Here is a 23,331-nt window from a genome sequence, read left to right on the forward strand (position 1 = left end):
TCCTTTTTTTTTGCCCTTCCTATCTCGCATGCGAGAATAAATGCTGCTTCACTTTGTCAATTTCTTCGGGTCCCCGCTGCACGCTCACATTTTCATTGATATCAAATTTATTCCCATCCAGGTCATAAAATACAAAGTTAATGCCGCAGCTGCCCCGGTCTTTGAGCTCGTCAACCTTCACGCCATTCGCCAGCAAATGATCATGCAGCACCTCGATCTGCCTGACTTCAAAGGTTAAGCGGAACATTTCGTAGCCTGCTTTGTTGACAAATCGATTATCAATATTGCCTTTCGTTTCAACCAGATGCAGCCATTGTCCGTCAGAAAGCTTCATGATCGCTTGCGCTTCCTCAGGGTTGAAAGGAACGGCAAAATCCAACCCGAAATGCTGCTGCCACCAATGGGCAGATTTGATCGGGTCTTTAACAGGCACATACACCGAGCAGATGCACTTCAAGCCATTGCCTTGCAGCTTATTACTTGACATACCTAACACCCTTTCCCTAATAGACTCACCTCTAATAAACGAGAATGCGAATGAAAACCAAACAGGGACGAAAATTATTTTATATTCCTGCTCTCTTGATTTTTCGCAGCACAACCCACTCTGTAATGACGACATTCAAGGCGATACCGGCCCAGATGTTCACGTTCAATACTTCCCCGACCATCCTTTCCCGGCCTCCCGGCAGGGAGAAATTATTCAACATATAGTAGGTCAGAAGAAGAAGGGGCACCAGGAGCCTGGCGCTCACGGCCACTAACGTGAACCCGAAGCTGCGTATCATCCATATGCGATGCTCGTCGAATTTGTGTTGAACAGCGGTCCGGTAACCTCTCCAGCATGTGAGCATCCACAGAATCGATAACACCAGGAAAGACACAGCTTTGGTGAAATCCCCGACATAGAAGACCAATACCAGGGCAAGAAGCCCGCTTGTCAAAACACTTCCTACGTAAACCCGGCCCGCATAGCGGTGCAGCTTGGGGCGGTGAAGCCGTATACGGTCCGCAAATTGAAGGAACCCTGCGATTAACGCTATACACGCAAAAGCAATATGAGCAACCAGCACCGGATACTGCACCGTCCCCGATGTAATGCTAATACGGCTGTTCGCAGGGTTCAGGGTCAAATAGGGAACCATGAACGGGATCATAATTCCAAAAGAGACCAAAATCAAAATCCACCAGCTTTTCTTCTGTTTCACGAATTCCACTCCAGGCTTCATTCTGCTGACGTTCTTATTCTTATCTTAATCCCCCGCTCTCTGCAATCTGTAAACAAACTATAAATAAAGTATAAAATCCATAAAAAGAACCGGCTGAACCCGGCCTCCCTCAGCTCTCAAGTGAAAAACCCCACGTTACCGGCCTCTAACCTCTGACGGTTCTTCCGGGCTGCCCATCACACTTCTCTGTCCGGAATCGCGATACAAAGCGGATATCTCCAGCGCTACCCTCCTGACCTCTGCCGCAATGTAAGCGGGTTCAAGAACGAGCACATCGGACTTGAAATGCAGCAAAAAACCGATCACCCACTTCTCATTCGGGAGTGTAGTCCGCACCATAATGGAATCATCAGGCAGCCTTTCCAGCTCACTCTCGTCAAAATGGTCCGCAGCCGAAGCTATAGACTCGCCTGAGCATCTGAGTACAAGGTCGATTGTCTCCGTATACCCGGGCGCTTTCCATCGTTCATTCAGATTGGAAAGCGGCACATTCCTGCGTTGGAAGGAATCTTCCAACACGCTCAGGCCCCGGATACGGGAAAGCTTGAATGTCCGATAATCCTCACGGTCCAGACAATAGCCTTGCAGGTACCAATCGTACCGCCGGAGCACCAGCCCTATCGGCTCAATGCACCGCTTCGTATTCCCCCCTTGGCTGTCGGTATACGCACAGCTGATCAACTTATAGTCCTGTACAGCCTTGAGCAGAGCGTCATATTTGTTTCGTTCGGACTCACTGTTCTTCCAGGGAGTAAAGTCAATGTGTATGTGATCGCGATCAGCCAGACGCCCTTGTTCCGCCTGTGAGACCAATGCGCCGACTTTCTGAAGCAGACGATCCATATTCAGGCGATCCATCGCTTGCGTCGACTGAAGACCCCGCAGAGCGGTGATCAAGGCAGTCAGTTCATCGTAAGTAAGCATTTGGCGGTCCAGCCGATAGCCTTCCATGATTTCAAAGCCGCCGTCCGTCCCCGTGTGCGATACAATCGGAATTCCGGAGAGACTCAATGACTCCATATCACGATAAATCGTACGCAAGGATACCTCCAGCCGATCAGCCAGCTCCTGCGCCTGCACACGTTTGCGGTTTAAAAGAAGCATCGTGATCGCCATAAGCCGTTCCAGCTTCATTGCAGCCCCTCCCACTCCGAATATTCACCCTAAGCGGCGATTCGCCCATACTCCGGCACGGTGCCGGACGCTCTCAGCACGAGGCAGCAGCAATTCGTGCAAGACACCGCCCCACGCCAAGCCGCGGCGGTTCAGTCGATCTCATTCATATGCTGGAGCAACCGTTCCATTGCTGGCTTCATCTGACTTTCTTCGAGTTGAATCTGGTCCCCGTGACGCGGCAAAACCCACTCGAACTCTTCTTTAGCCAGGCGCTCCATGGACTTCACCTGCTCAGGCCAGGAATACCAGCAGTATTCGCGGATGGCTCCAAGGGATTGGGTCCTTTTATGCCAGAAGAGATGATCTCCCGTAAACAGGAATTTTCCTTTATATAACAGTACCATATGACCTTTGGTATGTCCCGGGACGATTAGAAACCGGAAATCCGGATGCCAGTTTACCGGGGCGTTCCCTTCGATTAAATGCTCGGCTGCCTCCGGCTGTGAAGTCTTTGACTGTTCCCCGATCCTTGACTGTTCCTCGATATGAACAATACGCTCTGCTCCGAACTTTTTGGCATAAATAACGGCATCGGCATGCTCGGCGTCATCATAATGTGTGAGAAAGATCGTTCGCACCCCTCCCAGCTCTGAGAGCTTTTTGGCCAAGGCCGGAACAAAGCGGGGGGAATCAATCAGCCAGTTGCCATCCGGATGCACAATGAAGTAGCTGTGGCCCCCATAGGATTTGGCCGATGTAAAGCCGCAATCGTATACATTCTCCGCTAGCCATAGCGGAAAGTCCGTTAACGCTGTGGAGAGTCCTTCTTTCTCCCTGCTGCCTATGGCTGCTGTCGGGCAGGCCAACAATGCATGGAAAGCGCGGCGCTTATCCTCCTGCTGCTCAGGCTGCTGTGTGACGATCGCATGACTGTCTGTTACAGAAAATATATCCGGCGCTAACTGACTGCAGACTTCGCAGCCAATGCAAGCTGAATTCACAAAGAAATTTTCTGCGGAGTTTGTTATTGCCCGCTGATTTCCACCCGTATCTTGCATCTCCAACTTCCGATTCATTTCCATATCCCCTTTCATTACCAAATTTATACTTATCTTAGACCATCCTTGTTGACAACAGAGTGTCAACAAGAAGGGTTTTATTTTCAACACCCTTTATGAAAAAAAGAGCTGCAGCAAGCTGCCTTGCGGCAGCCTGTCACAGCCCCTGAATAACTATTATTACTTGCAGCGCCTGCATTCCCGCTTACACTTGCCCTTCCCACTCCTGATAAAACCGCTCTACATACTGCTCCATATAGCGGTGCCGCTCCTCCGCGATCACTCTGGCCGAAGAGGTATTGATTCGGTCCTTGAGCTTAAGGAGCTTTTCGTGAAAATGATTGATGGCCGAGCTTTTATCCTGGCGGTACTCCCCGGTTGTCATTGCATCGCGCGGCGGCAGGTGCGGGTCATGAATCGGATGGCCCTTCCATCCCGCGTAGAGGAACGTTCTTCCGATTGCTATGGCCCCGATCGCGTCAAGACGATCCGCATCCTGCACCACTTTTCCTTCCAACGTACGCATGGGCGGGTTTGTCCCGGCATTGTAGGACATCGTGGAGATGATCTCCATCACATGCTCTTGATCCACGGTTGATAGTGGTTGGGATTCCAGCCAATCGCTGACCTTCCGGAGTCCCGCTTCCTTGGACTCGTTGAGCTTCTCATCCGCAACATCATGCAGCAGCGCGGTCAACACACAGATAAAGCGGTCGGCTCCTTCCTCCCGCGCCAATCTTCCTGCCATATTGACGACCCGGTAGATATGCCACCAATCATGCCCCGTTGGATCGTTCTCCAGGGCCATTTTGGCAAATCGTTCCGCGGCCTCAATGACCTGCACCTGTTCTTGTTGATCGAAATTAAAATCCGGACCTTTCATAATCAGCCTCCCCTTAATTATCTTATTATTCCGTCACCAAGAACCGGTTTCCATCAGGATCCTCAATATAGAAAGCAAGCTTGCCCTCTACCCAGCTTAATTTGCTGATTCTCACCCGCTGCCTGACAAGCCCCAGATACGATTTGCATATCGCTTCAGGATCTCTCCGTTTAAAGGCTTCCACAAGCGAGTCCAGATCCAGTAACCCTGAATGCGTATTCCGATCATGTGCTCCCGGCTTCATATCCATTTCCGCAAGCAGCGCCAGCTTCTTCAACCTTGTCCGTACACGTCCCAATGTCACTTGTATGGTTCCTTCTGTGGATGAAAGGAATTCTGCCGTTTCTTTGGCTGTAAAATCAAACACATCCATCAGCAAAAGAATGACCATAGCCCGTGGCGATATCCGGTCAGCAAGAGCCTCCAGCAGCTCCCGTGTGGATAGTTCTCCATCATGGACGGCTGTATCGATCAAAGCCGCGTCGGTTATCTGCACACGATGACTATCCATCTTTATTTTATCTTTCCAGGCGTTGCTGGCGATGCGATACAGATAAGCATTCGTTACTGTTCTGGAGGGGACCGCTTCCACCGCACGAAATATCTTAATGAGAACCTCTTGCGATAAGTCCTCAGCCTCCCACTGATTTTGCGTAATCCGCAAACAATACCGATATATTTTCTGCTTGATTTGAGGCAGATCAAGGTCGGATATTTCCATATTTATCCTTTCACACGCAATTTGGGAATCGTTTGCTTCCATTGTCTTCTGATTCACTATATCCCTCAATAAATTCTACAAATAACTGGTATTTTCCTTGTCCGCATTCAGTATTGCAAGAATGCGGCTGAATCGGCTCGAAATGCAAAAAAGAGCGGCTGCATCCATCAAGACTGCAGCCGCTCCTCTATTTCACCATAATAGCGCAATATGGCAACTATCATTTAATTCCTCTTCAAATTTGCGATCAACAACATGAAAAATGAAGTAATTACAATCGAGATGACCCAATACCAGGCCAGCATCGTTTTGCCATTATCGACGGCCACATAGATGGCCGTGGGTACCGTTTGGGTTTTGCCTGGAATGTTTCCGGCAACCATGATCGTCGCTCCGAACTCCCCCAGCCCTCTCGCAAAACCCAGGATATAGCCTGACACCAGCGCTCTGGCCGATAAAGGCAGGGTTACCCACAGGAGCACCTGCCACTCTCCCGCGCCAATGGATCGCGAGGCATCCTGCAGATCTTTATCGATGGAGAGAAAGCCTGTCTTGATGGTCATATAGACCAATGGGAAGGAAATGACAATGGAAGCCAGAACCCCAGCCCACCAGGTAAATACCAGGGTATTGTCGAAAAGCCGCTCGAATAGTTCGCCAATCCAGCCTCTTCGGCCGATCACAATGAGCAGCACAAACCCGACAACCGTCGGGGGCAGCACCAGCGGCAGCAAAAACGCGGTTTCCACCAGCGTTTTGCCATAGAACCGCTTTATCGTCATCAGCCATGCAGCAGCAGTCCCTAACAGAAACACCGCAATGCTGGAGACGAATCCGATCTTCAATGACAATAGAACAGGCGATATAAAATCATGCCAGTTGATCGTCATATCAAGATGCTGCAGGGAGTTTAAATCCGTATTTCAGGAACACCGCTGTTGCGGCCTTACCTTGAATATAACTGTAGAAATCCGCTGCTTCTTTGGGATGCTTGGTATCTTGAATGATGCCGGCAGGGTAAACAATCGGTTCGTAGGCCTTCCGGGCGATCGTAAGCACAATCTTCACTTTTTTGGAGGTCAAAGCATCAGTCCGGTATACGAATCCCGCATCCGCGTTGCCCGTTTCTACGTAAGTGAGCACCTGGCGGACATCCTTGGCCTGCACCAGCTTGGGTCCCAATTTATCGTAAATCTTCAAATATTGCAGCGTTTCCTGCGCGTATTGTCCAGCCGGAACCGTCTCGGGAATTCCAATGGCAACATGCTTGAATTCGCTTTTTGTCAATTCTGCGGAGGTTTGCTTCGCAAGCTTGATTTTGGTATTAACGGGCATGACCAGCACTAGATCATTGGAAAGAATAGTGGTCTGATCGCCCGAATCGATGAGGCCTTTATCCACCAGAGACTTCATCTGCTTGGCGCCGGCAGAGATGAAAACATCGGCAGGCGCGCCTTGCTCGATTTGTTTCTGGAGCGTTCCGGATGCGCCAAAATTAAAGGACAGCTTGACCCCCGGATGCTCCTTCTCATATTGAGGCTGGATCGCAAGCAGACTATCCTGAAGGCTGGCCGCTGCAGAGATCACCAGTTCAGTCCGGGCTTCTTTAGCGAATGCACCCGCCGGAACCAGACTCATCACCATCATCAATACCAAACTTAAAACAATGAAATATTTCTTTTTCATCCGCTTCATCCCGCCTTATTCAACTTGATAGGTATAGGAAGAATATTAGCACAGATCTTTAGCTTTTTAAATATATCTAATACGGTTTACATATAAATAGCCATAAACAGACATAAATATTCACGGAAAAATGAAAACCTGCTATCATAGAATACATCAAGCTATACATTGAGGTGGACATCCGAATGAACAATGATTCCTATACGACCGAGGAAATCGCTGCGCTTTTGAAAATTTCCAAGCTGACGGTCTACGATCTGATTAAAAAAGGAAAGCTCCCCTCCTATCGGGTCGGCAGACAGATGCGGGTGGATGCGGTGGATCTGGAGGCGTATAAAAAGCGGGAGAAAGGGGATTCATTCGCGCCATCAGCGGTGTCGGCCGATCATGGTTTCAGGAGTGGGGACATCCAGCATGGAGGGGTAAAATCCATGATCATCACCGGCCAGGATGCAAGTCTGGATATTCTGGCCAAGCATTTTGAAAAAACGACCAAAGCCATTCGTCCCCTTCGCTCCTATGTAGGCAGTCTGGACAGCCTGATCGCCCTCTACCGGGGCGAGGTTGATCTGGTCAGCACCCATCTGCTTGACGGAGACACCGGGGAGTACAACATATCCTATATTCGCAAAATCCTTACAGGCCGCCCGCTGCTGGTCATCAATCTCGTCATGCGGTCCGCAGGCATTTATGTGCAAAAGGGAAATCCGAAAAACATAACGGCATGGGCGGATCTGAGCAAACGGGGTCTCTCCCTGGTTAATCGTGAGCCAGGATCCGGGGCGCGCATCCTGTTGGACGAGCAGCTCCGGCTTCATAACATCCTGCCTGGAGACCTGCAGGGCTATGAGACAGAGGAATCCAATCATATGGGCGTTGCCGGAAAAGTCGCTTTGGGTGAGGCCGATGTTGGCGTTGGAATCGAGAAAGCAGCCTATATGGTGGCAGGGGTTGACTTTATCCCGCTGATTACGGAAAGATACGATCTTGTGATGCTAAAACTGCCGCAAAACCTCGAATGGATCGAATATTTAAAACAAATCCTGCGGTCCGATTCCTTCAAGCATGAGCTCAAATCCATCCAGGGCTACGACTTGTCCCGCACGGGTGAAGTGATTTTTGAAACCTGAACGGGGGCAAGCGCCCAAGTCGTGAATTGTAAATCGGAAGCTCCACGTATTGACCTCTGCAATCTGCCCGATCATCCCCGCGTGATTGCCCTTGTTCGGGATATCTGTAACGCCTAACTGGGCTCCTGCATAGAATACTCCATGTTCGAATGAATACGGAGGTCTTTGCCATGAGCTCGAAAACTACGGTTCAGCCCGAGCTGAGCCCGATCTATCAGTGTGATTCCAACCATCATGAGACGCTGCGGTCCATTAGAGACCATCTGCATCAGCTGTGCGGCCGCCACGCCAACCGGCTGGTCAGGATCGAGACCATGGACGGCGATGTCTTCGAGGGACACATCGTTCATTGCGACAGGGGAATTGTCTACATCTGCCTGTTGAACGAGGTCCACAACCGCGGTTTCTTTCCCGTTCCCCCTAATCCTTATTACAACAGATTTGTGCTCCCTCTCGTTCTGTTTAATCTTCTCACCATCTCCCTGCTCTAAGGGTGCAGGGCAACTGACCAACCACTAAGGAGTGATTATCTTGGCCTTTACGCCTCCCTTCCAAATGCAAGGCGGGCAGCAGCCCCCCTCTTCACCGCCGCCTCAAAACATCCCAGTGCAGCCCCTAGCGTCGACGCTTGCCATTGATCCGGGCGCGATCTCCCGCTGCATGTTCCGTTATACGTACATTTGGCCCCGCGGCGGTCCAGGCTTCTGGTTTTACCCCGTCTTCGTCGGCCGGACGTCCGTAGCCGGATTTCGCTGGAACGGTTTCTTCTGGATGTTCTCCGGCCTCGATCTTCAGCGGATCGAATCGTTTACGTGCGTCTAATTCGTCTGGATATAAGAAGATAAGGCTGACAAAAAACCGGGAGCTCCCTTTCAGCGGAGGCTTTCCCGGTTTTATATTTTTTACACCTTTCTGACTCCAATCCTTTCAACTACTCCCGATAATAAGAAAGCACCCAGCAAACGCCGTTCCGATCCGTGACGACGGCCAGCAATCCGTTGAACGGAGCCTCGTACACATCCGTATTAATATGGCCGCCTGCCGCGAATTGTCCGTATATGTGGCGAAACGCTTCTTCCGTCTCGATTTTCAGGAAGACCCTCACATAATCGCCCTTCAATGAAGGCCTGGCTGCCTGTGTGTCGCCAAATTTAATCGTAACGCCGCCCAGATGCAGATCCGCGTTAAAGACCTCCTCCCCCTGTTTTCTCAAAATGTTAATCTCGCCGCCAAGCACGTCCTGATAGTACTTAATCTCTTCTTTGCAATTATCGACCACGATAAACGGGCAAGCCATAATCATGATTCCATCCTCCTTCTTGTCATACGTTCGTATTTGGCACGCGCAATTTCGATTGCATGGGCAATGTCTTCCTCAGTTCTCATATAAATGGATATCCAGCCCGACTCCGGATAAATATGATGCGGCTCCGCTTTTCCCGCACGGATCCACACATCGCGCTCAGCCTTCGGCAAAAGCAGATCGAAGAGGCGATCGTCGTGAAGATGCCCGATTTCCTTGCCTTCCAGCTGAAACTCCATTCCTCCGAACCGGTGGGGCTGCACCGTCACGCCTGCCCAAGATAGCAGCTCATCGGTCAAGCCGGCCTTTTCACTCGCACTCATGGATCAACGCCTCCCTTCTATTCGCTCACATTGCGGAGCACTTTTTTCAACAGGCTCAGCATGAACGCATACTCCTCGTCATTGATGCCCTTTCGGGCGATGTTCTTGATGCGGTTCAATCCTTCCTGAACCTTCGGAACCACCGCCCTGCCCGCTTCCGTCAGATAGAGCAGCTGGTAGCGGTTATCGGCGGGATCGGCTTCCCTCCGCACGTATCCCTCGGCTTCAAGCTTGGCGATCGCCTTCGCGGTCGTTGTCTTATCGATGAGCAGATCCTCGCTCAGCGCCTTTTGCGTGATTTTCTCCTGGCCCGAGATCGCCATCAGAAAAATATACTGCCCGCTCCCGATGCGAAAAGGCGCCAGCTCGGCTGCGATCAGAACCTGCATATGGCGATAAATGGCCGAAATGTACTTCCCGTGCGATTCAACAGCTCCCTTGGATTCATGGGCCCCATCCGTTTCCATCTGATTCACCTTCCTAATATAGGATGTTATTGCAACTAATTTCAGTATATGCGAGATAGAAGGTTATTGCAACTATTAGGACGAAAAATTATGCAGCGAACAAAAAGGGCCGTGTTTCCTTGGCGCAAGGAGAAACACAGCCGTCTCGCCATACAGTTTAGCCGGTCGTTCCCCGATGTGCAATTCACGTGGGCAGACCGACTGTTGACATGATCCCGTCCACTCGTTCGTACACTATAACAAGGAAGCTCGTACGATGACAGATCGCCTCGGAGGGATAAAGATGAAAATTACGTCTGGAGGATTCGAAGTTGTGTATCACGGCAGAGTATTCGCCTATGGGATGAGTCCCATCGAAATCGTGTTGTCGGAAGAAAACGATCCGTTAACATTCGTCTTCTGCATCGAACACGAACCGTCGAGGGACGATTTCATGACGGATATCCGGCTTGTTCGTTACAATGAGGTCCGGATCGCGTGTGTCAACTTTCCAAGAGGCAAGCCGACCGGCAACGACGACATGGTCCATCTTGGCGTCCTGAACAACCGCAAACTCTCTCTGCGTTACGAGGTGACCATAAATTTCGATGCGTCGTCCTGGGCGCTGACGTTTACATTTTTCTCGGGCGAGGGGGTCGCGGAGCATGAATAAGATCGAAATCCAGGACCCGAAAGTAGCGAGCAAGATCATAGCGGCGAACGCGGAAAGTGATAAACGCAAAGCGGAGCTCGGCTTTCTTGGCAAATTTTTCGGATCAGGAGAAAATGTTCGCCTGTATATCGTAGGGACGATCGCACTCGGCGTTCTTCTCATCGCCCTTGTCTATACGTTGACGCCCGACCGATACCGTTCGGCCGACTTTGGATTAAAGGATATGTGGACGCTCGTGGTGATCCCCGTCGAATCGACGATTATCGGCTACTTGATAGGGTCGCGGTCGAAAGATAACTTGAGCTGAATCAGCTGCACGCGGGGATTCCCTTCATAGCTGATCCAGTCACTCCAACTGCACTACCTCACTCATTTCGGATTCACTGCACGGTCTTGTGGCATTCGACAATATGCTGAATAACAGTCGCAATAGTAATGCAAATCCTTTCTACCTAAACAACAAAGGGAAAGTAAAGGTAACGCAAGCAGCCCACAGTCCGTAGACCGGCAAATACTTCGTAACGGCATCCTGAATAGCTGACGGTCCGGTTTTGTTTCGTAGAAAACGCACATAAGAAAGAATAATCCAAATGAGATTGGCAAAAATCAGCAGGTTTACGCCTAAAACAGCAAGTCTGTTGGGCGTAATCCCATAGGAAGAAAGCCTGAACACGATGGCCGATAAGGCTACACCGTCAATGATAAGAGCAAGGGCAATGAGGGCAATATTAATATAATCGGAAACGTTCATTTTCTCGTCCGTGCCGCGTTCGGTAATGGAGAAAATGGTGACGGCCAATACGCTAAGGAGCACTCCGTTGAAAACCAAGAGGAAATCGCGGTCCAGGAATGGATTTTTTCCAATCCAAATAACCGCTATAAAGTAGACCAGCAATGTTGCCAGTACAAGCGGACTGAAAATTTTGGCTATATAGGGCGCTATATTTTTTGCAAGCTTAATGTCCCTTGATACCAAATATGCAGCCACGATTGCCAGGGCGGCAGCACCGAATAAAACGACATTTTTGAAGTAGAATTCCGAAATATCCGTACCGACAAATCTAAATAACTGCATCGTTATTGCGGTTAGCACCATTCCGCTTATGGCCATGCAGGCGTACAGGATGCCAAATTCCCCATTAAATTTAAGATAGGCTAATCTTGCGCTGCCTCTGCCGTATTCATTTCCTGTAAATGCCAGCCCCATAACTACCCACAAGAAAATGGGAAGGTGAAGATAAGCCATGATAATGCTGTCTTTATTCTCTAGCGGGAGCATATTCAGATAAAATCCGGAGATCAGGAATAACGATGAAAGGGTATAGATCACGCTTTTATTGGAGGGATTATTGTATACAAAATAGATAGCCATAAAGGGAAGTATGCCGAAAACAAGGTTGACCGGGGCTATTGCTTCCTGTTCGGTAAACTGAAAGAGGAGCCTCGTGCATATCCCCGCCAGGATTGCTAAAATACCGATGAATAAGAAACTTTTCTGAATCAAAGAAGTCTTTTCAGTATTTTCCGTCTCCTTGAAATGCAGCCTTTCCTGCCAAACGGCAAGAACCTGCGAATCGGGGTTTTGTTCCCATGCGTAGGAGAATGACTTTTTAAAGGCTTCGGGGGTTTTTCTAAACATTCTCTCCAGCTCACGGGGATTATCCATGTTTTCGGTAATGAGATTGTTATTGTCCATCGTTATGCCTCCCTTATGCTTCGGTCTCGTCGCTTTTGTATTCTAAAATATCTCCCGGCTGGCATGCTAAAGCCTTACAAATCGCCTCTAAAGTGGATAATCGAATCGCCTTTGCCTTTCCGTTCTTTAATATGGACAGGTTAGCCATTGTGATTCCAACCTTCTCCGAAAGTTCGGTTACGCTCATTTTTCGTTTAGCCAACATCACATCAATGTTGATTATGATCGCCATAATATTCACCTCAGACCGTCAGGTCATTTTCCGATTTGATATCGATAGCTTCTTTTAAGAGCTTTTGGAGAACGGCGGCAAAAACGGCAATCACCATAGAGGCAAAAATAATAGTCAATCCAATGACGATGATTCCCGGGGCATCGTCTTTCTCCGCGATGAGATAAAAGAGCGGCATGCCTGCCGCATACAAGCCGCTGATTGCGATCGCGCAGTTTTTGATATTCTTTAAAGCCCGCACGGATAATTCCGAGAACGCCGTGTTCTTGTCAATGTAGCTCAAAAGGTTAAAAGCTTGATACAGAGCGAAGTAAAAAGGGATCGCCGATGCATAAATATCGATAAACACGAGATGCTTCAAATACGTAATATCCGGATACAATTCAACCGCATAATTCGCAATCTCAGGCACCAAAAAGATGCATAAAGCAAGAACTGGGATTCCAATCAGAATAACAGCTACCTTTAAAAATAGTGTTGTTCCTCGTTTCATAAAAAAGCCCCTCACTTTAGAAGAATTAATTCGATTTTAACATATATTTATCGTTTTACAATATGTTTGTGACGATATTAGATATATTTTTGTTGTTAAAATAGCCGTTCCTTAGAGAAGGAGTTCCGGCCGTCCCTGTGTTTATATAAGAAGAAAAGGCTTCGCCGTCCTTATGCGTAAAGTTAGTTTCTTCCTCCAAACGATCAGAAAAGATGAGGCCACATTTCAGCCTTTCTGATTGTTCAAAAAAAATACAGAGCAGCGGTCGTTATCTCCCCGCTCTTTATTGCGTCAACGATCGCTTCTCTTTTTTCGATTGACTTAAGCGATTTATCATCCAGCAGGCTGATCATGTTCATTTATACACCACCATTGTTTTTTGAAGTGTCGAATAGCAAAAGCAGATACGTTCGCTTCTTTAGCTACTGACTCCATGTTGACTTGAAGACAACAAAAATACAGAGCGCGCGGTCATCCCGCCACGCTCTGTATTTGCACTCCGCATACTACTATCCGTCTTTTCGCTCTTCTTCGTTCCCTACCGCCACCGGATTCCCCTCGTACGAAATCCAATCACTCCAGCTCCCCGGATACAGCTTCACCCGGGTAAAACCCGCCGCCTCCAATGCCATCACGTTCGGGCAGGCGGTCACGCCAGAGCCGCAGTAGACGATGATCTCATCGTCCCTGGACAGATCCGCGAAGCGCTCCCGCTGCGCCTCGGCGCTCTTCCAGGCTCCGTCTGCGCCGCGCCCTTCGCTCCAGAAATGATTGACCGCGCCGGGAATATGCCCGGCTGCGCGGTCAATCGGCTCCGCCTCGCCGCGGTAGCGCGGCGCTTCGCGGGAATCGACCAGCACGACGCCCGGCTGGCCCAGCTTGCCGCGCACTTCCTCCACATCCGCGGTCAGCTCCTCGCGGACCTGCAGACGGAACGTCTGCGGATTCGGCTCAGGAACCGCCGAATCCAGCGGATAACCCGCCTTCTCCCATCCGGTATACCCGCCATCCAGAATGTAAGCCCCGGCATCGTGCCCCATATACCTCAGCAGCCACCATAGACGCGAGGCCATAGCGCCGCCTTGGTCGTCGTAAGCCACAACCGTTGTCCCGTTGCCGATGCCAAGCTTGCCAAGCTTCGCGGCCAGCTGCGCCAGGTCCGGCAGCGGATGCCGGCCCCCGTGCTCGCCCTTCGCCCCCGTAAGATCGCGGTCCAGGTCCAGACGGACAGCCCCGGGAAGATGAGCCTCTTGATAGGCGCTGTCTCCCGCAGCGACATCATCCAGTCGGAATCGACAATCCGCGATGACCAAGTCCTTGTCCTGTGCATGCCCGGCCAGCCAGGCTGCCGTTACAATAGCTTTCATATAGGCCTGTCTCCTTTACGAATGAGTGGAATGAAGTCTTACATGGTTTGCAGTCTGCATGGACTGCTTTTTTGGCCTTGATACAAGCAGCGCCCAAATTACGACGCCAAACATGAGAAGCGCATAGCCTGCGAACAGCCAGCGCGTAGCGTCCGCACCATTTTCGTCCAGGAACCATCCCGTTAGCCGGGGCATGAACGCTCCGCCGATCCCGCCGCAGGCCATCAGCAGGCTGATGGTCCGCTCAGTCATGCCGGGCAGCGCGCGATTGGCGAACACAAGCGCAATGGCGAACATCCCTGACATCGCAAGCCCGGCCGCGAAGGTGAACAGAAACATCGCCCACGGCCCCCCGAAGCCGCCCATCAGCACGAAGAGCACAAAAGTCACGGCGCAGGTTGTGAACAGATACGCCGCGCCGCCCCATCGGTCCGCCATCTGGCCGGCTGCCAGCCTGCCCAGCACCATCGCGCCCCAGAAGGCGCTTAAGGACAGCGAAGCCGCTTCCTCCGTAAGTCCATTACTCTGCACCAGCAGTGATGGCAGATAATGAACAAAACTCATCTCCATTCCGACATACACGATGAAGAAGGTGCAGCAAGCGGTCAGCACAGCTATGATGCGCGAACGGCTAGGCATTTGCCCTGCCTCATTCGCTTCATGAGCCTGATGAACGGCTGGACGATCCAGAATAGATGGCCAGAACAGCAGCCACAGGACCAAAGTTACGATAGCCATTCCGCCTACGACGCCGAAAGCCGCGACCCAATGCCCGCTTGCAATGAGCGCCGCCCCGGCGAATGGCATCAGCAGCGCTCCAACGCCGAAGAATACCTCCACCCGGCTCATCGCCACGTTGGCATTACCGGCAGATGCGCCGATGATGAAGGCGCTGACGATCGCTTCCATCGTTCCCAGACCATATCCGGCGAACGGTGCCGCAGTCAGCATCCATCCCCAGGTCGGCTGCAGCGCGTATACCGCTTCCCCTGCCACAATGATGCCCAGTGCCAGCAGCAGCAGCGGTTTCTTGCCGATCCGTCTGATCATCCAGGGCGCCAGCAGAACGCCCACCATGCCGCCCAGGAACGAATTCATGACCAATTGTCCGCCATCTCCGTAATGAATCCCGTAAGCATGGACCATGGGCTCCATTACAGCTCCAACAACGAGCTGCCCTAACCCGACAACAAAATAAGCGACACAACCCAAAAAAACCAATCGAGCCATACGTATAATTCCCTTCCTGATTCCCATATGCAGACCACGTTATCATACCACGCGGGGAATTTATCAAGGAAGACCTAACTATCCGGGTAAAATTTATTTATGAGACCTATATACCCCTCGCTGCGTATAGACTTCCTACAGAGACAGATTTATACAGTAATAAGATAAGGGAGGCACGTGATTGAATGGAACTCGTGGGAATGGAAAGTAAAAAGAACAAACCCGAATTGCCGCCAGGCTTGTTCAAAAAGATCGCGATCGGGGTCGTGATCCTGCTTGTCATTATTATTGGATATTCAAGCTTCTACACGGTCCAGGAACAGGAAAGAGCCGCTATTCTGACTTTCGGCAAATATACAGGCGAGACAACGGCCGGGCTGCATTTCAAATGGCCTTTTCCAATTCAGCAGGTCATTATCGTACCCGCCGAGCTGACGCAGCGCATTTACATCGGCTACCGTCAGGACGGGGCGACCATTACGCCGGTTGATGAAGAAGCCATGATGATTACCGGCGATGAGAATATTGTCTCTGCCGACGCCGTCGTCCAGTGGAAAATCAGCAATATTCATGAATACTTATTCAACATTGATAATCCGGAGCAATTTCTGCGCAATGCCTCCAGCTCCTCCATCCGCTCGGTAATCGGGTCAGAGAAGCTCGATTATGCCATCACCGACGGGAAGACCGAGATCCAGGATAAAGTCCGCGAAAGACTGCTCGAGCTGCAGGGCAGATACCACACCGGCATGCAGATCATCGATATTAAATTCCAGGACATCGAACCGCCAAGCGGTCAGGTCGAAGAAGCCTTCCGCGAGGTTACCAACGCCCGTGAGGAGAAGAATACGAAGATCAACAATGCAACCAAATACGAGAATGACAAAATCCCCAAAGCGCGCGGTGAAGCGCAGGCGCTGCTCGAGAATGCGGAAGGAACGAAGAAATCCAGGATTCTGAACGCAGAGGGCGATGTCGCCCAGTTTAACGCCATTTTCACCGAATACAAGAAAAATCCCGATGTCACTGAAAGCCGTCTGATCGTCGAGACGCTGGAGAAAATTTTGCCGAAGGCCAAAATCTTCATCTCTGATTCAGCCGGGGATACCGTGAAATATTTGCCAATCAATGAGCTTCTGCGCAGCGGCAGCACAACGACAACGACCACACCTTCTACAACTTCATCTGGTACGACCTCGGGAGGTTCAACGCCATGAGTAAACGAATGATTCTGAGTTTAGCCGGAGCTGTCGTTGTGATCATCCTGATCTTCACCTCCATGTTCATTGTCAAAGAAGGCGAGTACAAGGTGGTGCTCAAATTCGGCGAGGCTGTCAGGGTAGAGAAGACACCCGGCCTGGCCTTCAAAATTCCCTTTATCGAAAATGTCTCTACACTGCCAAAGTACCAGATGACATATGAAAGCAATCCTACTGCCATTCTGACCAAAGACCAGAAGCCGATCATCGTTGACAATTATACGGTGTGGCGGATTGACAACCCTGAATTCTTCCTCAAGACAGCCCAGACCATATCGGTGGGCATCCAGAGGATCGACGAAGCCGTATACAACTCGGTCCGGCGCAAGCTGTCGGAAATCAATTATGACAATATTATCAGCGAGAATACGGAACGCGGCAATATTAACGATGAAATTACGGCTGACGTTTCCACTGCCCTCATACGCGATAACTACGGCATCGAAATTATCGATGTCCGGATCAAACGGACCGATCTGCCGGAAGAGAACAAGCAGAGCGTATATAACAGGATGATTTCGGACCGTCAGTCGATCGCGGCCCGCTACTTGTCCGAAGGCGACGAGGAATCCCGCAAAATCACGTCCAAGGCCGACCGCACGGCAACCGAGCTTCTGGCCCAGGCAGAAGCCGACGCCAAGAAAATTATTGCCCAGGGCGAGCAGGAAGCCGCCAAAATCTATAACGAGGCGTACGGAAAAGACCCTCAGTTCTACAGCTTTTACCGTACCCTGGAAAGCTATGTGACGACGCTCTCCAACGAGCCGGTTATTCTCATGCCGATTGATTCGCCTTACACCCGGATTCTGCTGGGCAAATAAACCCTGCTGCAAGCAGGAGCCGCCTTTCTGGTTATTTTCGTGAACAAAGGGCCGTAAATCCAACGCTGCAGCGCGGGATTACGGCCCTTTTACTATCTATTCTAACTGCTTCCTAATGGACATCTTCACTGCAATTTTATTTAATGATAAGCACCGGGACACTCGCATGCTGGGCGACGTTGTGGCTTACGCTGCCCATCATAAATTCGCGTAGTCCACCAAGTCCGCGGCTGCCGATCACAATCAGATTGCCCCCGTTTTGTTCCGTATACTGCAGAATGGCTTCAGCCGGACTGCCCTCCAGAATAACCGTATTTGCATAAGGCAGCTGCGAGATCTTCTCGCTGGCATCAGCGAGCAATTTTTGCGCCTTCTCCAGCCATTCCCGCTGTACGGAGTTCGGCACCGATACAACCGAATCCGCAATCGCCATGTAGGGAACACTGTATACATGAACCACGGTAATTCTATTCGCCTGCTTCTTTTCCACCAGCTCAATTGCGGTATTAAGTGCTTTCACAGAAGCCATAGAACCGTCATAAGCGACCACGATATGAGAAAAAAGCATGGTAATTCCTCCTTGTGTGGACATCTTCGGCAATACCTATTATTATTTAACCGTCAGGAAGACATTTCAAACCGATCAGGCGGATATTTCCTCCACTAGAATTCGTACCAATTTGCTATAATAACAATCATCCTTTCCGTCATGATCCCCATTAGGAGGCTTGCCTAAACATGAATCTCATACGTACAGCCAATAATTCCAGCTTTACCGTAACGGCGCTCTCGCCCCAGCAGGCCGAAGAGCTCTGCAGCTGGCATTATGAGCCTCCTTTTGATTTCTATAACTGGTCGTCATGGGAGGTCATGCTGCAGCTCGGTCTGGAGTTCGGCGATCCCGAGATCCGGGAGAAGCAGTACTGCGCAGTCGTGGATGCGGATGGCGAATTGATCGGATTTATCCAGTTCTTCCCTCTGCTCGGCGTTACCCGGATTGGTCTGGGCATGCGTCCGGATCTGTGCGGACACGGGCTTGGCCTGCAATTTTTGCAAACCATCATCGCAGAAGGAATCAGCCGCGCGCCTGAAGATATATTGGATCTTGAAGTGCATGTGTGGAACCTGCGGGCGATCCGCACCTATGAGAAAGCCGGGTTTGTGATTACCGATACCTATATCAGGAGGACGGTTGACGGCCCAATCGAAGTGCACTGCATGACCTACTCTCCCGAGCCGATGAATGCCTCATAAGAATGCGGGCACTCACGATACGTACTAAAATATCCCCGCTTTGCATAATCGTATTATGGGGTGTGAAGAGCGCAGCATATCCATCAGCTTCGTTCTCGTGCTTCGCATACCATTTTCAAGGAGGCGGGTCCATTTGAAAACGTTGAATATCATTGGCTTGATTATTCTCATCATTGGAGGGTTGAATTGGCTATTGGTCGGTCTGTTCGAGTATGATGTGGTATCGGAAATTTTCGACGGTTCGGACACAGTCGGCGCCAAAATCGTTTACATTATCGTAGGATTGTCCGCGCTCTATGCCCTGTCCTTATTTCCTAAAGTATCCTCTGAGAATTAACAACACGTTTTTTATAAGAAGTGATCGCTTCGCCGTCCCTGGCGGCCCTAGCTTAGTTTCTTCCCTCGATCATAACAAAAAGACATACCCGCTCCTCTCGCCGAGCAGCTGGTATGTCTTCTTTATTATGTCATGCCGCGAGATTGTCAGCTTTCCCCTTCAGGGTCGATTAAATCCGCGAATAACAGACCGCGTCTGCCTACCGGCATAGAGATTGTTCGAATGCGGTCGAAGGAGTCTAGATCCGTGTAGGTTCGGGACACCGCGGCGCGCATCGTTCCTTCGAGCTCCACTGAAGTCGGGATGAAATAAGGCCTCCAGCTCCAATTCAGCCCTCGGAAGGCTGCCTCCCGCTTCCAGTCTTCTCCCATAATCCGATGATAGTTGGATGAGATCTGAATGCCGTCTTCCCTGCACATATAAACGCGGATACAGGATGACTCCAGTTTGGGGAGAATTTGCTCGATAACGGTATCCTCCGCCTCTTCCGGGCAGCCTTCCGCTCTTGCCTCCCAGGCCGCTTCCACAATTAGCCGCAGCTTCTCCGCCTCGAAAGTCCAATAACGCTCAGCCAGAATGATGCGCGAGCGACGCTGTTCCAGCCCTTTTTCGATCAATCCGGCAAAGCTGTCCGAGGGCCTGAATTCCGGCTCTGCCGGAGCAAACAAATACCCTTGTACATACCTCGCACCAATCTCGATGGCGCGCTGCAGCTCCTGCTCCGTTTCCACACCTTCAAGCAGCAGCGAAGCGCCGATCTGGTCGGCCAGCGTGGAGAAGGAACGAAGAACGCCGTAATAGCCGCTGTGAAGCTCGCTTTTTTGGAGCATATGGATGTCGATTTTCAGAATATGGGGTTGAATCAGCGCAATCCGGTCCATATTGCTGAATCCGCTGCCTACATCGTCTATGGCAATCCGGCAGCCTTCCTTGCGGTAAACGTCGACAACAGCCCGCAGCCGTTCCATAGGATCCAGAAACGACTCCTCCGTAATCTCGATCACCACACGGGCAGGATCGACACCATACTTATCCAGCAGCTGAAGCGTCGGCAGTTCCCCGGTATTCGCATAGGTCTGAAAAATCCAGGAGGGCTTTAAATTCAGAAACAGCATCCCCGGGTCCGACGATGCGGAATCCGCGGCAAATTTGGCCAGCGCCTGCTCTCGCAAGAGCCGGTCAACGCGAATTTGCTCCCCCATCGATATTGCCTTGTTTTCAAAAAATGGCCCGAGGCTGCGTACTCCCTGACGGGTTCGAATACGGCCAAGCGCCTCGTAGCCCATAATCAGCCTGGTATCGAGCGCAAGCACCGGCTGGTAAAACGGGATGAGTTGATCAACCGTATTCTCTTCCATTGACCACGTCATGCTGTGTGCTTCCGTCATCGCCGCCGCGCCCCTCATGATATCTTAATGTCATGTTTACTAACAATTAACACTTTTTTCTTATTGTAAAATAGTGTCGAATCGTTGTAAAGGGCAAGAACTGCCCTAGGCACACGGCATTGGAGTCCACACATCTGTTTGTTTGCCTTCTATTTCCTAAAGATAAGCAAGCGAGGCCTCATTGTAGCGTTTGGCGGCTTGGATATCCAGCTCTGTCAAGCCGCCAGCATCCAGAGTGCTCAATCGAAGAATGACCTTCTTGAAATCGATGATGAAATATGGATGATGATCCATCTCCTCGGCAATGACGGCGACCTGCTGGGCGAATGCCATCGCATCCTTGAACGATCCCAGCTTGTAGCTGCCCCGCATCCATTTCTCATCCTCGCGATCCCAGTTCTCAAGTCCCGATATCGCTTCATCCACTATCGCCTTCGGCAGTTTTTCCACTCTGGCCACGATACTCACTCCTTCATCCAACGGTTTAAATCAGGCGGACAATCCGGCTTTCCTTCCCATCGACCGATACCTCGATGCAATGGTGTTTGGAACGGTAATTGACCACTCCCTGCCCGACTTCAATGACGGAATCCTCGCCAAGCGCATAGAACAGGTCATCCGCCAGAACCTCCATCAGCTCGGTCCGCTGCTGCGGCTCAAGCGCCATCCAGTCCGCCCGTTCCATTTCAAAAAAAGTATAACTGTCCTCAATCGACCCGATTGCCTCGGTCAGATCCTTCAAAATGTCGGTATATTCTCTAGCGTGCTTAACGCCCATCTCTTATAACCACCTTTACCCTCAAATGGAGCTTCTTCATCATCATTTTACACGAATATCACATAAAAAATAATCAATTGCTTCTAAAACATCCAAATTGCTCTAATCTACACGCTGATTTTGACGATAAATAGATATAGACTGCATTGTCGAAAGAAGTTTTATTTTGTCAGCCGGACACTCCGTGTACCGCCCTGCAATTCTAACAACGGGATCCGAGCTGCCTTAATTCGGCAGCTATCCCATTGTCAATATTTTATCGGACGAGGTGTGTCATGGAAAAATCAACGATTATTGGTATTGTGCTTGGGCTCGTGGCTGTTATTCTTGGTATGGCGCTCAAGCATGCGCCGCTCAGCAGTCTGGTCAATCCCGCTGCGTTCACGATCATTATCGTGGGTACCGCAGCTTCTCTCTTCATTGCTTTTCCCATGAACGAGATCGCAAAATTCCCTAAGCTGCTCAAGATGACTTTCATCGCACAGAAGCTGCTGCCGCGTGAAGAGCTTATCAGCTTATTCATGGACTGGGCTACCATCACCCGCCGCGAAGGCCTCCTTGCACTTGAGACCCAGGTCGATGATATCCAGGATCCTTTTCTTCGCAACGGAATGCGGATGATTATAGACGGGAACGATCAGGATTTTGTACGCGACGTGCTGCTTGAGGATATATCCGCTACAGAAGAGCGCCACCGCGCCGGAGCCCTTATTTTCTCCCAGGCCGGCATGTACGCCCCTACGCTTGGGGTTCTCGGCGCCGTTATCGGTCTGATTGCCGCACTGGCAGATATGAGCGACATGGAGAAGCTGGCGCATGCAATCGCAGCGGCCTTCATTGCTACTCTGCTCGGGATTTTCACCGGTTACGTGCTGTGGCATCCGATTGCCAACAAGCTCAAGCGTCTCTCCAAACGTGAAGTCGAGCTTCGCCTGATGATGGTTGAAGGCCTCCTGTCCATTCAATCCGGTGTATCGACCATCGCAATCAATCAGAAGCTGTCTGTATACTTAACACCTACTCAACGTTTGAAAATGAGTGAGAAGGGGGCGGAGGGCAATGAGCAGAAGGCATAAAAGCGAGCATCACGAAGAACATGCCGACGAGTCGTGGCTGATCCCCTATGCCGATTTGCTTACCCTCCTGCTCGCCTTGTTCATCGTATTATATGCAATGAACTCTGTTGATTCCAAGAAGTTTGAGGATATGAGCAGAGCGTTTAACGTGGCACTCGACAGCGGTGTCGGCGTTCTGGATAATACCTCCGTCGTCAGTAATGGCGAGGATCTGGACCGGGATGACAAAAACCATACCAAGCCGGAGGATGCCACCACCGATGCGAAGCGCAATGAGCTGATGAAGCAGGAGCAGCAGGAGCTGGAGGACCTCAAGAAGCAGATTGATAAATACATCCAGACGAACGGCCTCACAACTCAGCTCGATACAAAGCTTAATCAATCGCAGCTTATGATTACGATAAGCGACAATGCGCTCTTCCCATCCGGCAGCTCCACAGTCAAGCCGGAAGCGCGCATACTTGCGAAAGCGATCGCGAACATGCTGCAGCCTTATTCCGACTATGAAATCGTCGTATCCGGGCATACCGACAATGAGCCGATTTCGACCGCGGAATTTCAATCCAACTGGGATTTGAGCTCCTCACGCGCCATACGCTTCATGGATGTCTTATTGCTTAACAAGAACCTGAATCCGAAGCTGTTCAGCGCTATCGGGTACGGAGAGTATCGTCCCGTGGACACCAATGATACGGCGCTCGGCCGCTCCAAGAACCGCCGCGTGGAAGTATCCATTATCCGTAAATTCATGGATGCCACCAAGGCTCAGGAAATTCCAGCAACCCCAAAAGCCTAAAGACTCTTATTATTTCAAGTCTTGGTCAATCCTCCG

The 23,331-nt window shown here is 50.6% G+C and carries 30 protein-coding genes; 10 read left to right on the forward strand and 20 right to left on the reverse strand.

Annotation, left to right across the window (positions count from 1 at the left end; translation table 11 throughout):
- Positions 1 to 19: 19 nt before the first annotated feature.
- The 8 genes from AC0YOA_RS33660 to modA all read right to left on the reverse strand — a co-directional run bounded on the left by AC0YOA_RS33660 (position 20) and on the right by modA (position 6,693).
- Positions 20 to 487 (reverse strand): VOC family protein, encoded by a 468-nt coding sequence (locus AC0YOA_RS33660; RefSeq protein ID WP_475790304.1) that lies wholly within the window; start codon positions 485 to 487, stop codon positions 20 to 22.
- Positions 488 to 566: 79 nt separating this feature from the next.
- Positions 567 to 1,208 (reverse strand): DUF2306 domain-containing protein, encoded by a 642-nt coding sequence (locus AC0YOA_RS33665; protein WP_475790305.1) that lies wholly within the window; start codon positions 1,206 to 1,208, stop codon positions 567 to 569.
- 156 nt (positions 1,209 to 1,364) lie between these two features.
- Positions 1,365 to 2,363 carry a helix-turn-helix transcriptional regulator gene (locus tag AC0YOA_RS33670; protein WP_475790306.1) on the reverse strand — a complete coding sequence of 333 codons (999 nt, stop codon included), beginning with the start codon at positions 2,361 to 2,363 and terminating at the stop codon, positions 1,365 to 1,367.
- A 131-nt stretch (positions 2,364 to 2,494) separates the two neighbouring features.
- The gene (locus AC0YOA_RS33675; RefSeq protein WP_475790307.1) at positions 2,495 to 3,421 is read right to left on the reverse strand and encodes an MBL fold metallo-hydrolase; all 927 of its coding nucleotides are present in this window, start codon (positions 3,419 to 3,421) and stop codon (positions 2,495 to 2,497) included.
- A 187-nt stretch (positions 3,422 to 3,608) separates the two neighbouring features.
- Positions 3,609 to 4,286 carry an HD domain-containing protein gene (locus AC0YOA_RS33680; RefSeq protein WP_475790308.1) on the reverse strand — a complete coding sequence of 226 codons (678 nt, stop codon included), beginning with the start codon at positions 4,284 to 4,286 and terminating at the stop codon, positions 3,609 to 3,611.
- A gap of 25 nt (positions 4,287 to 4,311) precedes the next feature.
- A complete protein-coding gene (locus AC0YOA_RS33685) occupies positions 4,312 to 5,007 on the reverse strand; it encodes an RNA polymerase sigma factor (protein WP_475790309.1) in 696 nt (231 codons plus the stop codon).
- Between the two features lie 224 nt (positions 5,008 to 5,231).
- Positions 5,232 to 5,897: a molybdate ABC transporter permease subunit gene (gene modB / locus AC0YOA_RS33690; RefSeq protein ID WP_475790310.1), complete on the reverse strand. Its 666-nt coding sequence runs from the start codon at positions 5,895 to 5,897 to the stop codon at positions 5,232 to 5,234.
- A 1-nt stretch (position 5,898) separates the two neighbouring features.
- Entirely contained in the window at positions 5,899 to 6,693 is a 795-nt protein-coding gene (gene modA / locus AC0YOA_RS33695; protein WP_475790311.1) for a molybdate ABC transporter substrate-binding protein, read from the reverse strand.
- Between the two features lie 185 nt (positions 6,694 to 6,878).
- On the opposite strand from modA, the gene AC0YOA_RS33700 reads away from it, so the two are divergent.
- Positions 6,879 to 7,823 carry a substrate-binding domain-containing protein gene (locus tag AC0YOA_RS33700; protein WP_475790312.1) on the forward strand — a complete coding sequence of 315 codons (945 nt, stop codon included), beginning with the start codon at positions 6,879 to 6,881 and terminating at the stop codon, positions 7,821 to 7,823.
- 170 nt (positions 7,824 to 7,993) lie between these two features.
- Positions 7,994 to 8,314: a hypothetical protein gene (locus AC0YOA_RS33705; RefSeq protein ID WP_210046857.1), complete on the forward strand. Its 321-nt coding sequence runs from the start codon at positions 7,994 to 7,996 to the stop codon at positions 8,312 to 8,314.
- 440 nt (positions 8,315 to 8,754) lie between these two features.
- Here the strand turns inward: AC0YOA_RS33705 and AC0YOA_RS33710 are convergent, their stop codons facing one another.
- The 3 genes from AC0YOA_RS33710 to AC0YOA_RS33720 are packed head-to-tail and all read right to left on the reverse strand — an operon-like array spanning position 8,755 to position 9,916.
- The gene (locus tag AC0YOA_RS33710; RefSeq protein ID WP_475790313.1) at positions 8,755 to 9,126 is read right to left on the reverse strand and encodes a VOC family protein; all 372 of its coding nucleotides are present in this window, start codon (positions 9,124 to 9,126) and stop codon (positions 8,755 to 8,757) included.
- The gene (locus AC0YOA_RS33715; RefSeq protein ID WP_475790314.1) at positions 9,123 to 9,449 is read right to left on the reverse strand and encodes a luciferase domain-containing protein; all 327 of its coding nucleotides are present in this window, start codon (positions 9,447 to 9,449) and stop codon (positions 9,123 to 9,125) included. Before AC0YOA_RS33715 ends, AC0YOA_RS33710 begins: the two co-directional genes overlap by 4 nt.
- 17 nt (positions 9,450 to 9,466) lie before the next feature.
- Complete coding sequence (locus AC0YOA_RS33720) at positions 9,467 to 9,916, reverse strand: MarR family winged helix-turn-helix transcriptional regulator (protein WP_475790315.1); 450 nt, start codon at positions 9,914 to 9,916, stop codon at positions 9,467 to 9,469.
- 283 nt (positions 9,917 to 10,199) lie between these two features.
- Between AC0YOA_RS33720 and AC0YOA_RS33725 the strand changes: the two genes are divergently transcribed.
- Positions 10,200 to 10,568, forward strand: a complete 369-nt coding sequence (locus tag AC0YOA_RS33725; RefSeq protein WP_475790316.1) for a DUF6864 domain-containing function — start codon at positions 10,200 to 10,202, stop codon at positions 10,566 to 10,568.
- Positions 10,561 to 10,875: a hypothetical protein gene (locus AC0YOA_RS33730; protein ID WP_210046862.1), complete on the forward strand. Its 315-nt coding sequence runs from the start codon at positions 10,561 to 10,563 to the stop codon at positions 10,873 to 10,875. Before AC0YOA_RS33725 ends, AC0YOA_RS33730 begins: the two co-directional genes overlap by 8 nt.
- A 141-nt stretch (positions 10,876 to 11,016) precedes the next feature.
- Here the strand turns inward: AC0YOA_RS33730 and AC0YOA_RS33735 are convergent, their stop codons facing one another.
- From AC0YOA_RS33735 to AC0YOA_RS33755, 5 genes are all read right to left on the reverse strand, one after another.
- Entirely contained in the window at positions 11,017 to 12,264 is a 1,248-nt protein-coding gene (locus AC0YOA_RS33735) for a DUF4153 domain-containing protein (protein WP_475790317.1), read from the reverse strand.
- 13 nt (positions 12,265 to 12,277) lie between these two features.
- Complete coding sequence (locus AC0YOA_RS33740; RefSeq protein WP_475790318.1) at positions 12,278 to 12,496, reverse strand: helix-turn-helix domain-containing protein; 219 nt, start codon at positions 12,494 to 12,496, stop codon at positions 12,278 to 12,280.
- 10 nt (positions 12,497 to 12,506) lie between these two features.
- Positions 12,507 to 12,989: a DUF2975 domain-containing protein gene (locus AC0YOA_RS33745; protein WP_475790319.1), complete on the reverse strand. Its 483-nt coding sequence runs from the start codon at positions 12,987 to 12,989 to the stop codon at positions 12,507 to 12,509.
- Positions 12,990 to 13,498: 509 nt separating this feature from the next.
- Positions 13,499 to 14,356 carry a sulfurtransferase gene (locus tag AC0YOA_RS33750; RefSeq protein WP_475790320.1) on the reverse strand — a complete coding sequence of 286 codons (858 nt, stop codon included), beginning with the start codon at positions 14,354 to 14,356 and terminating at the stop codon, positions 13,499 to 13,501.
- A 15-nt stretch (positions 14,357 to 14,371) separates the two neighbouring features.
- A complete protein-coding gene (locus AC0YOA_RS33755) occupies positions 14,372 to 15,586 on the reverse strand; it encodes an MFS transporter (RefSeq protein ID WP_475790321.1) in 1,215 nt (404 codons plus the stop codon).
- A gap of 185 nt (positions 15,587 to 15,771) precedes the next feature.
- Here AC0YOA_RS33755 and hflK point away from each other — a divergent pair, with 185 nt between their 5' ends.
- Positions 15,772 to 16,803 (forward strand): FtsH protease activity modulator HflK, encoded by a 1,032-nt coding sequence (gene hflK, locus AC0YOA_RS33760; protein ID WP_475772028.1) that lies wholly within the window; start codon positions 15,772 to 15,774, stop codon positions 16,801 to 16,803.
- Positions 16,800 to 17,666, forward strand: a complete 867-nt coding sequence (hflC, locus tag AC0YOA_RS33765; protein ID WP_210046870.1) for a protease modulator HflC — start codon at positions 16,800 to 16,802, stop codon at positions 17,664 to 17,666. The genes hflK and hflC overlap by 4 nt, the downstream gene beginning before the upstream one ends.
- A gap of 136 nt (positions 17,667 to 17,802) precedes the next feature.
- Here hflC and AC0YOA_RS33770 read toward each other — a convergent pair whose 3' ends face one another.
- Positions 17,803 to 18,234, reverse strand: coding sequence for a universal stress protein (locus AC0YOA_RS33770; RefSeq protein WP_210046871.1), 432 nt, complete (start codon positions 18,232 to 18,234; stop codon positions 17,803 to 17,805).
- 170 nt (positions 18,235 to 18,404) lie between these two features.
- On the opposite strand from AC0YOA_RS33770, the gene AC0YOA_RS33775 reads away from it, so the two are divergent.
- Together AC0YOA_RS33775 and AC0YOA_RS33780 are read left to right on the forward strand one after the other, a co-directional pair.
- Positions 18,405 to 18,920, forward strand: coding sequence for a GNAT family N-acetyltransferase (locus AC0YOA_RS33775; RefSeq protein ID WP_475790322.1), 516 nt, complete (start codon positions 18,405 to 18,407; stop codon positions 18,918 to 18,920).
- A 133-nt stretch (positions 18,921 to 19,053) separates the two neighbouring features.
- Positions 19,054 to 19,257 carry a DUF378 domain-containing protein gene (locus AC0YOA_RS33780; protein ID WP_475772025.1) on the forward strand — a complete coding sequence of 68 codons (204 nt, stop codon included), beginning with the start codon at positions 19,054 to 19,056 and terminating at the stop codon, positions 19,255 to 19,257.
- A 146-nt stretch (positions 19,258 to 19,403) separates the two neighbouring features.
- Here the strand turns inward: AC0YOA_RS33780 and AC0YOA_RS33785 are convergent, their stop codons facing one another.
- The 3 genes from AC0YOA_RS33785 to AC0YOA_RS33795 all read right to left on the reverse strand — a co-directional run bounded on the left by AC0YOA_RS33785 (position 19,404) and on the right by AC0YOA_RS33795 (position 21,423).
- Complete coding sequence (locus AC0YOA_RS33785; RefSeq protein ID WP_475790323.1) at positions 19,404 to 20,645, reverse strand: EAL domain-containing protein; 1,242 nt, start codon at positions 20,643 to 20,645, stop codon at positions 19,404 to 19,406.
- 156 nt (positions 20,646 to 20,801) lie between these two features.
- The gene (locus tag AC0YOA_RS33790) at positions 20,802 to 21,104 is read right to left on the reverse strand and encodes a 4a-hydroxytetrahydrobiopterin dehydratase (RefSeq protein WP_475790324.1); all 303 of its coding nucleotides are present in this window, start codon (positions 21,102 to 21,104) and stop codon (positions 20,802 to 20,804) included.
- A gap of 25 nt (positions 21,105 to 21,129) precedes the next feature.
- The gene (locus tag AC0YOA_RS33795; protein WP_210046875.1) at positions 21,130 to 21,423 is read right to left on the reverse strand and encodes a hypothetical protein; all 294 of its coding nucleotides are present in this window, start codon (positions 21,421 to 21,423) and stop codon (positions 21,130 to 21,132) included.
- A 275-nt stretch (positions 21,424 to 21,698) separates the two neighbouring features.
- Here AC0YOA_RS33795 and motA point away from each other — a divergent pair, with 275 nt between their 5' ends.
- A complete protein-coding gene (gene motA / locus AC0YOA_RS33800) occupies positions 21,699 to 22,499 on the forward strand; it encodes a flagellar motor stator protein MotA (protein WP_475790325.1) in 801 nt (266 codons plus the stop codon).
- The gene (gene motB, locus AC0YOA_RS33805) at positions 22,483 to 23,295 is read left to right on the forward strand and encodes a flagellar motor protein MotB (RefSeq protein ID WP_475790326.1); all 813 of its coding nucleotides are present in this window, start codon (positions 22,483 to 22,485) and stop codon (positions 23,293 to 23,295) included. Before motA ends, motB begins: the two co-directional genes overlap by 17 nt.
- Positions 23,296 to 23,331: the final 36 nt, after the last annotated feature.

The organism is Paenibacillus sp. JT22N12 (genome assembly GCF_056269365.1).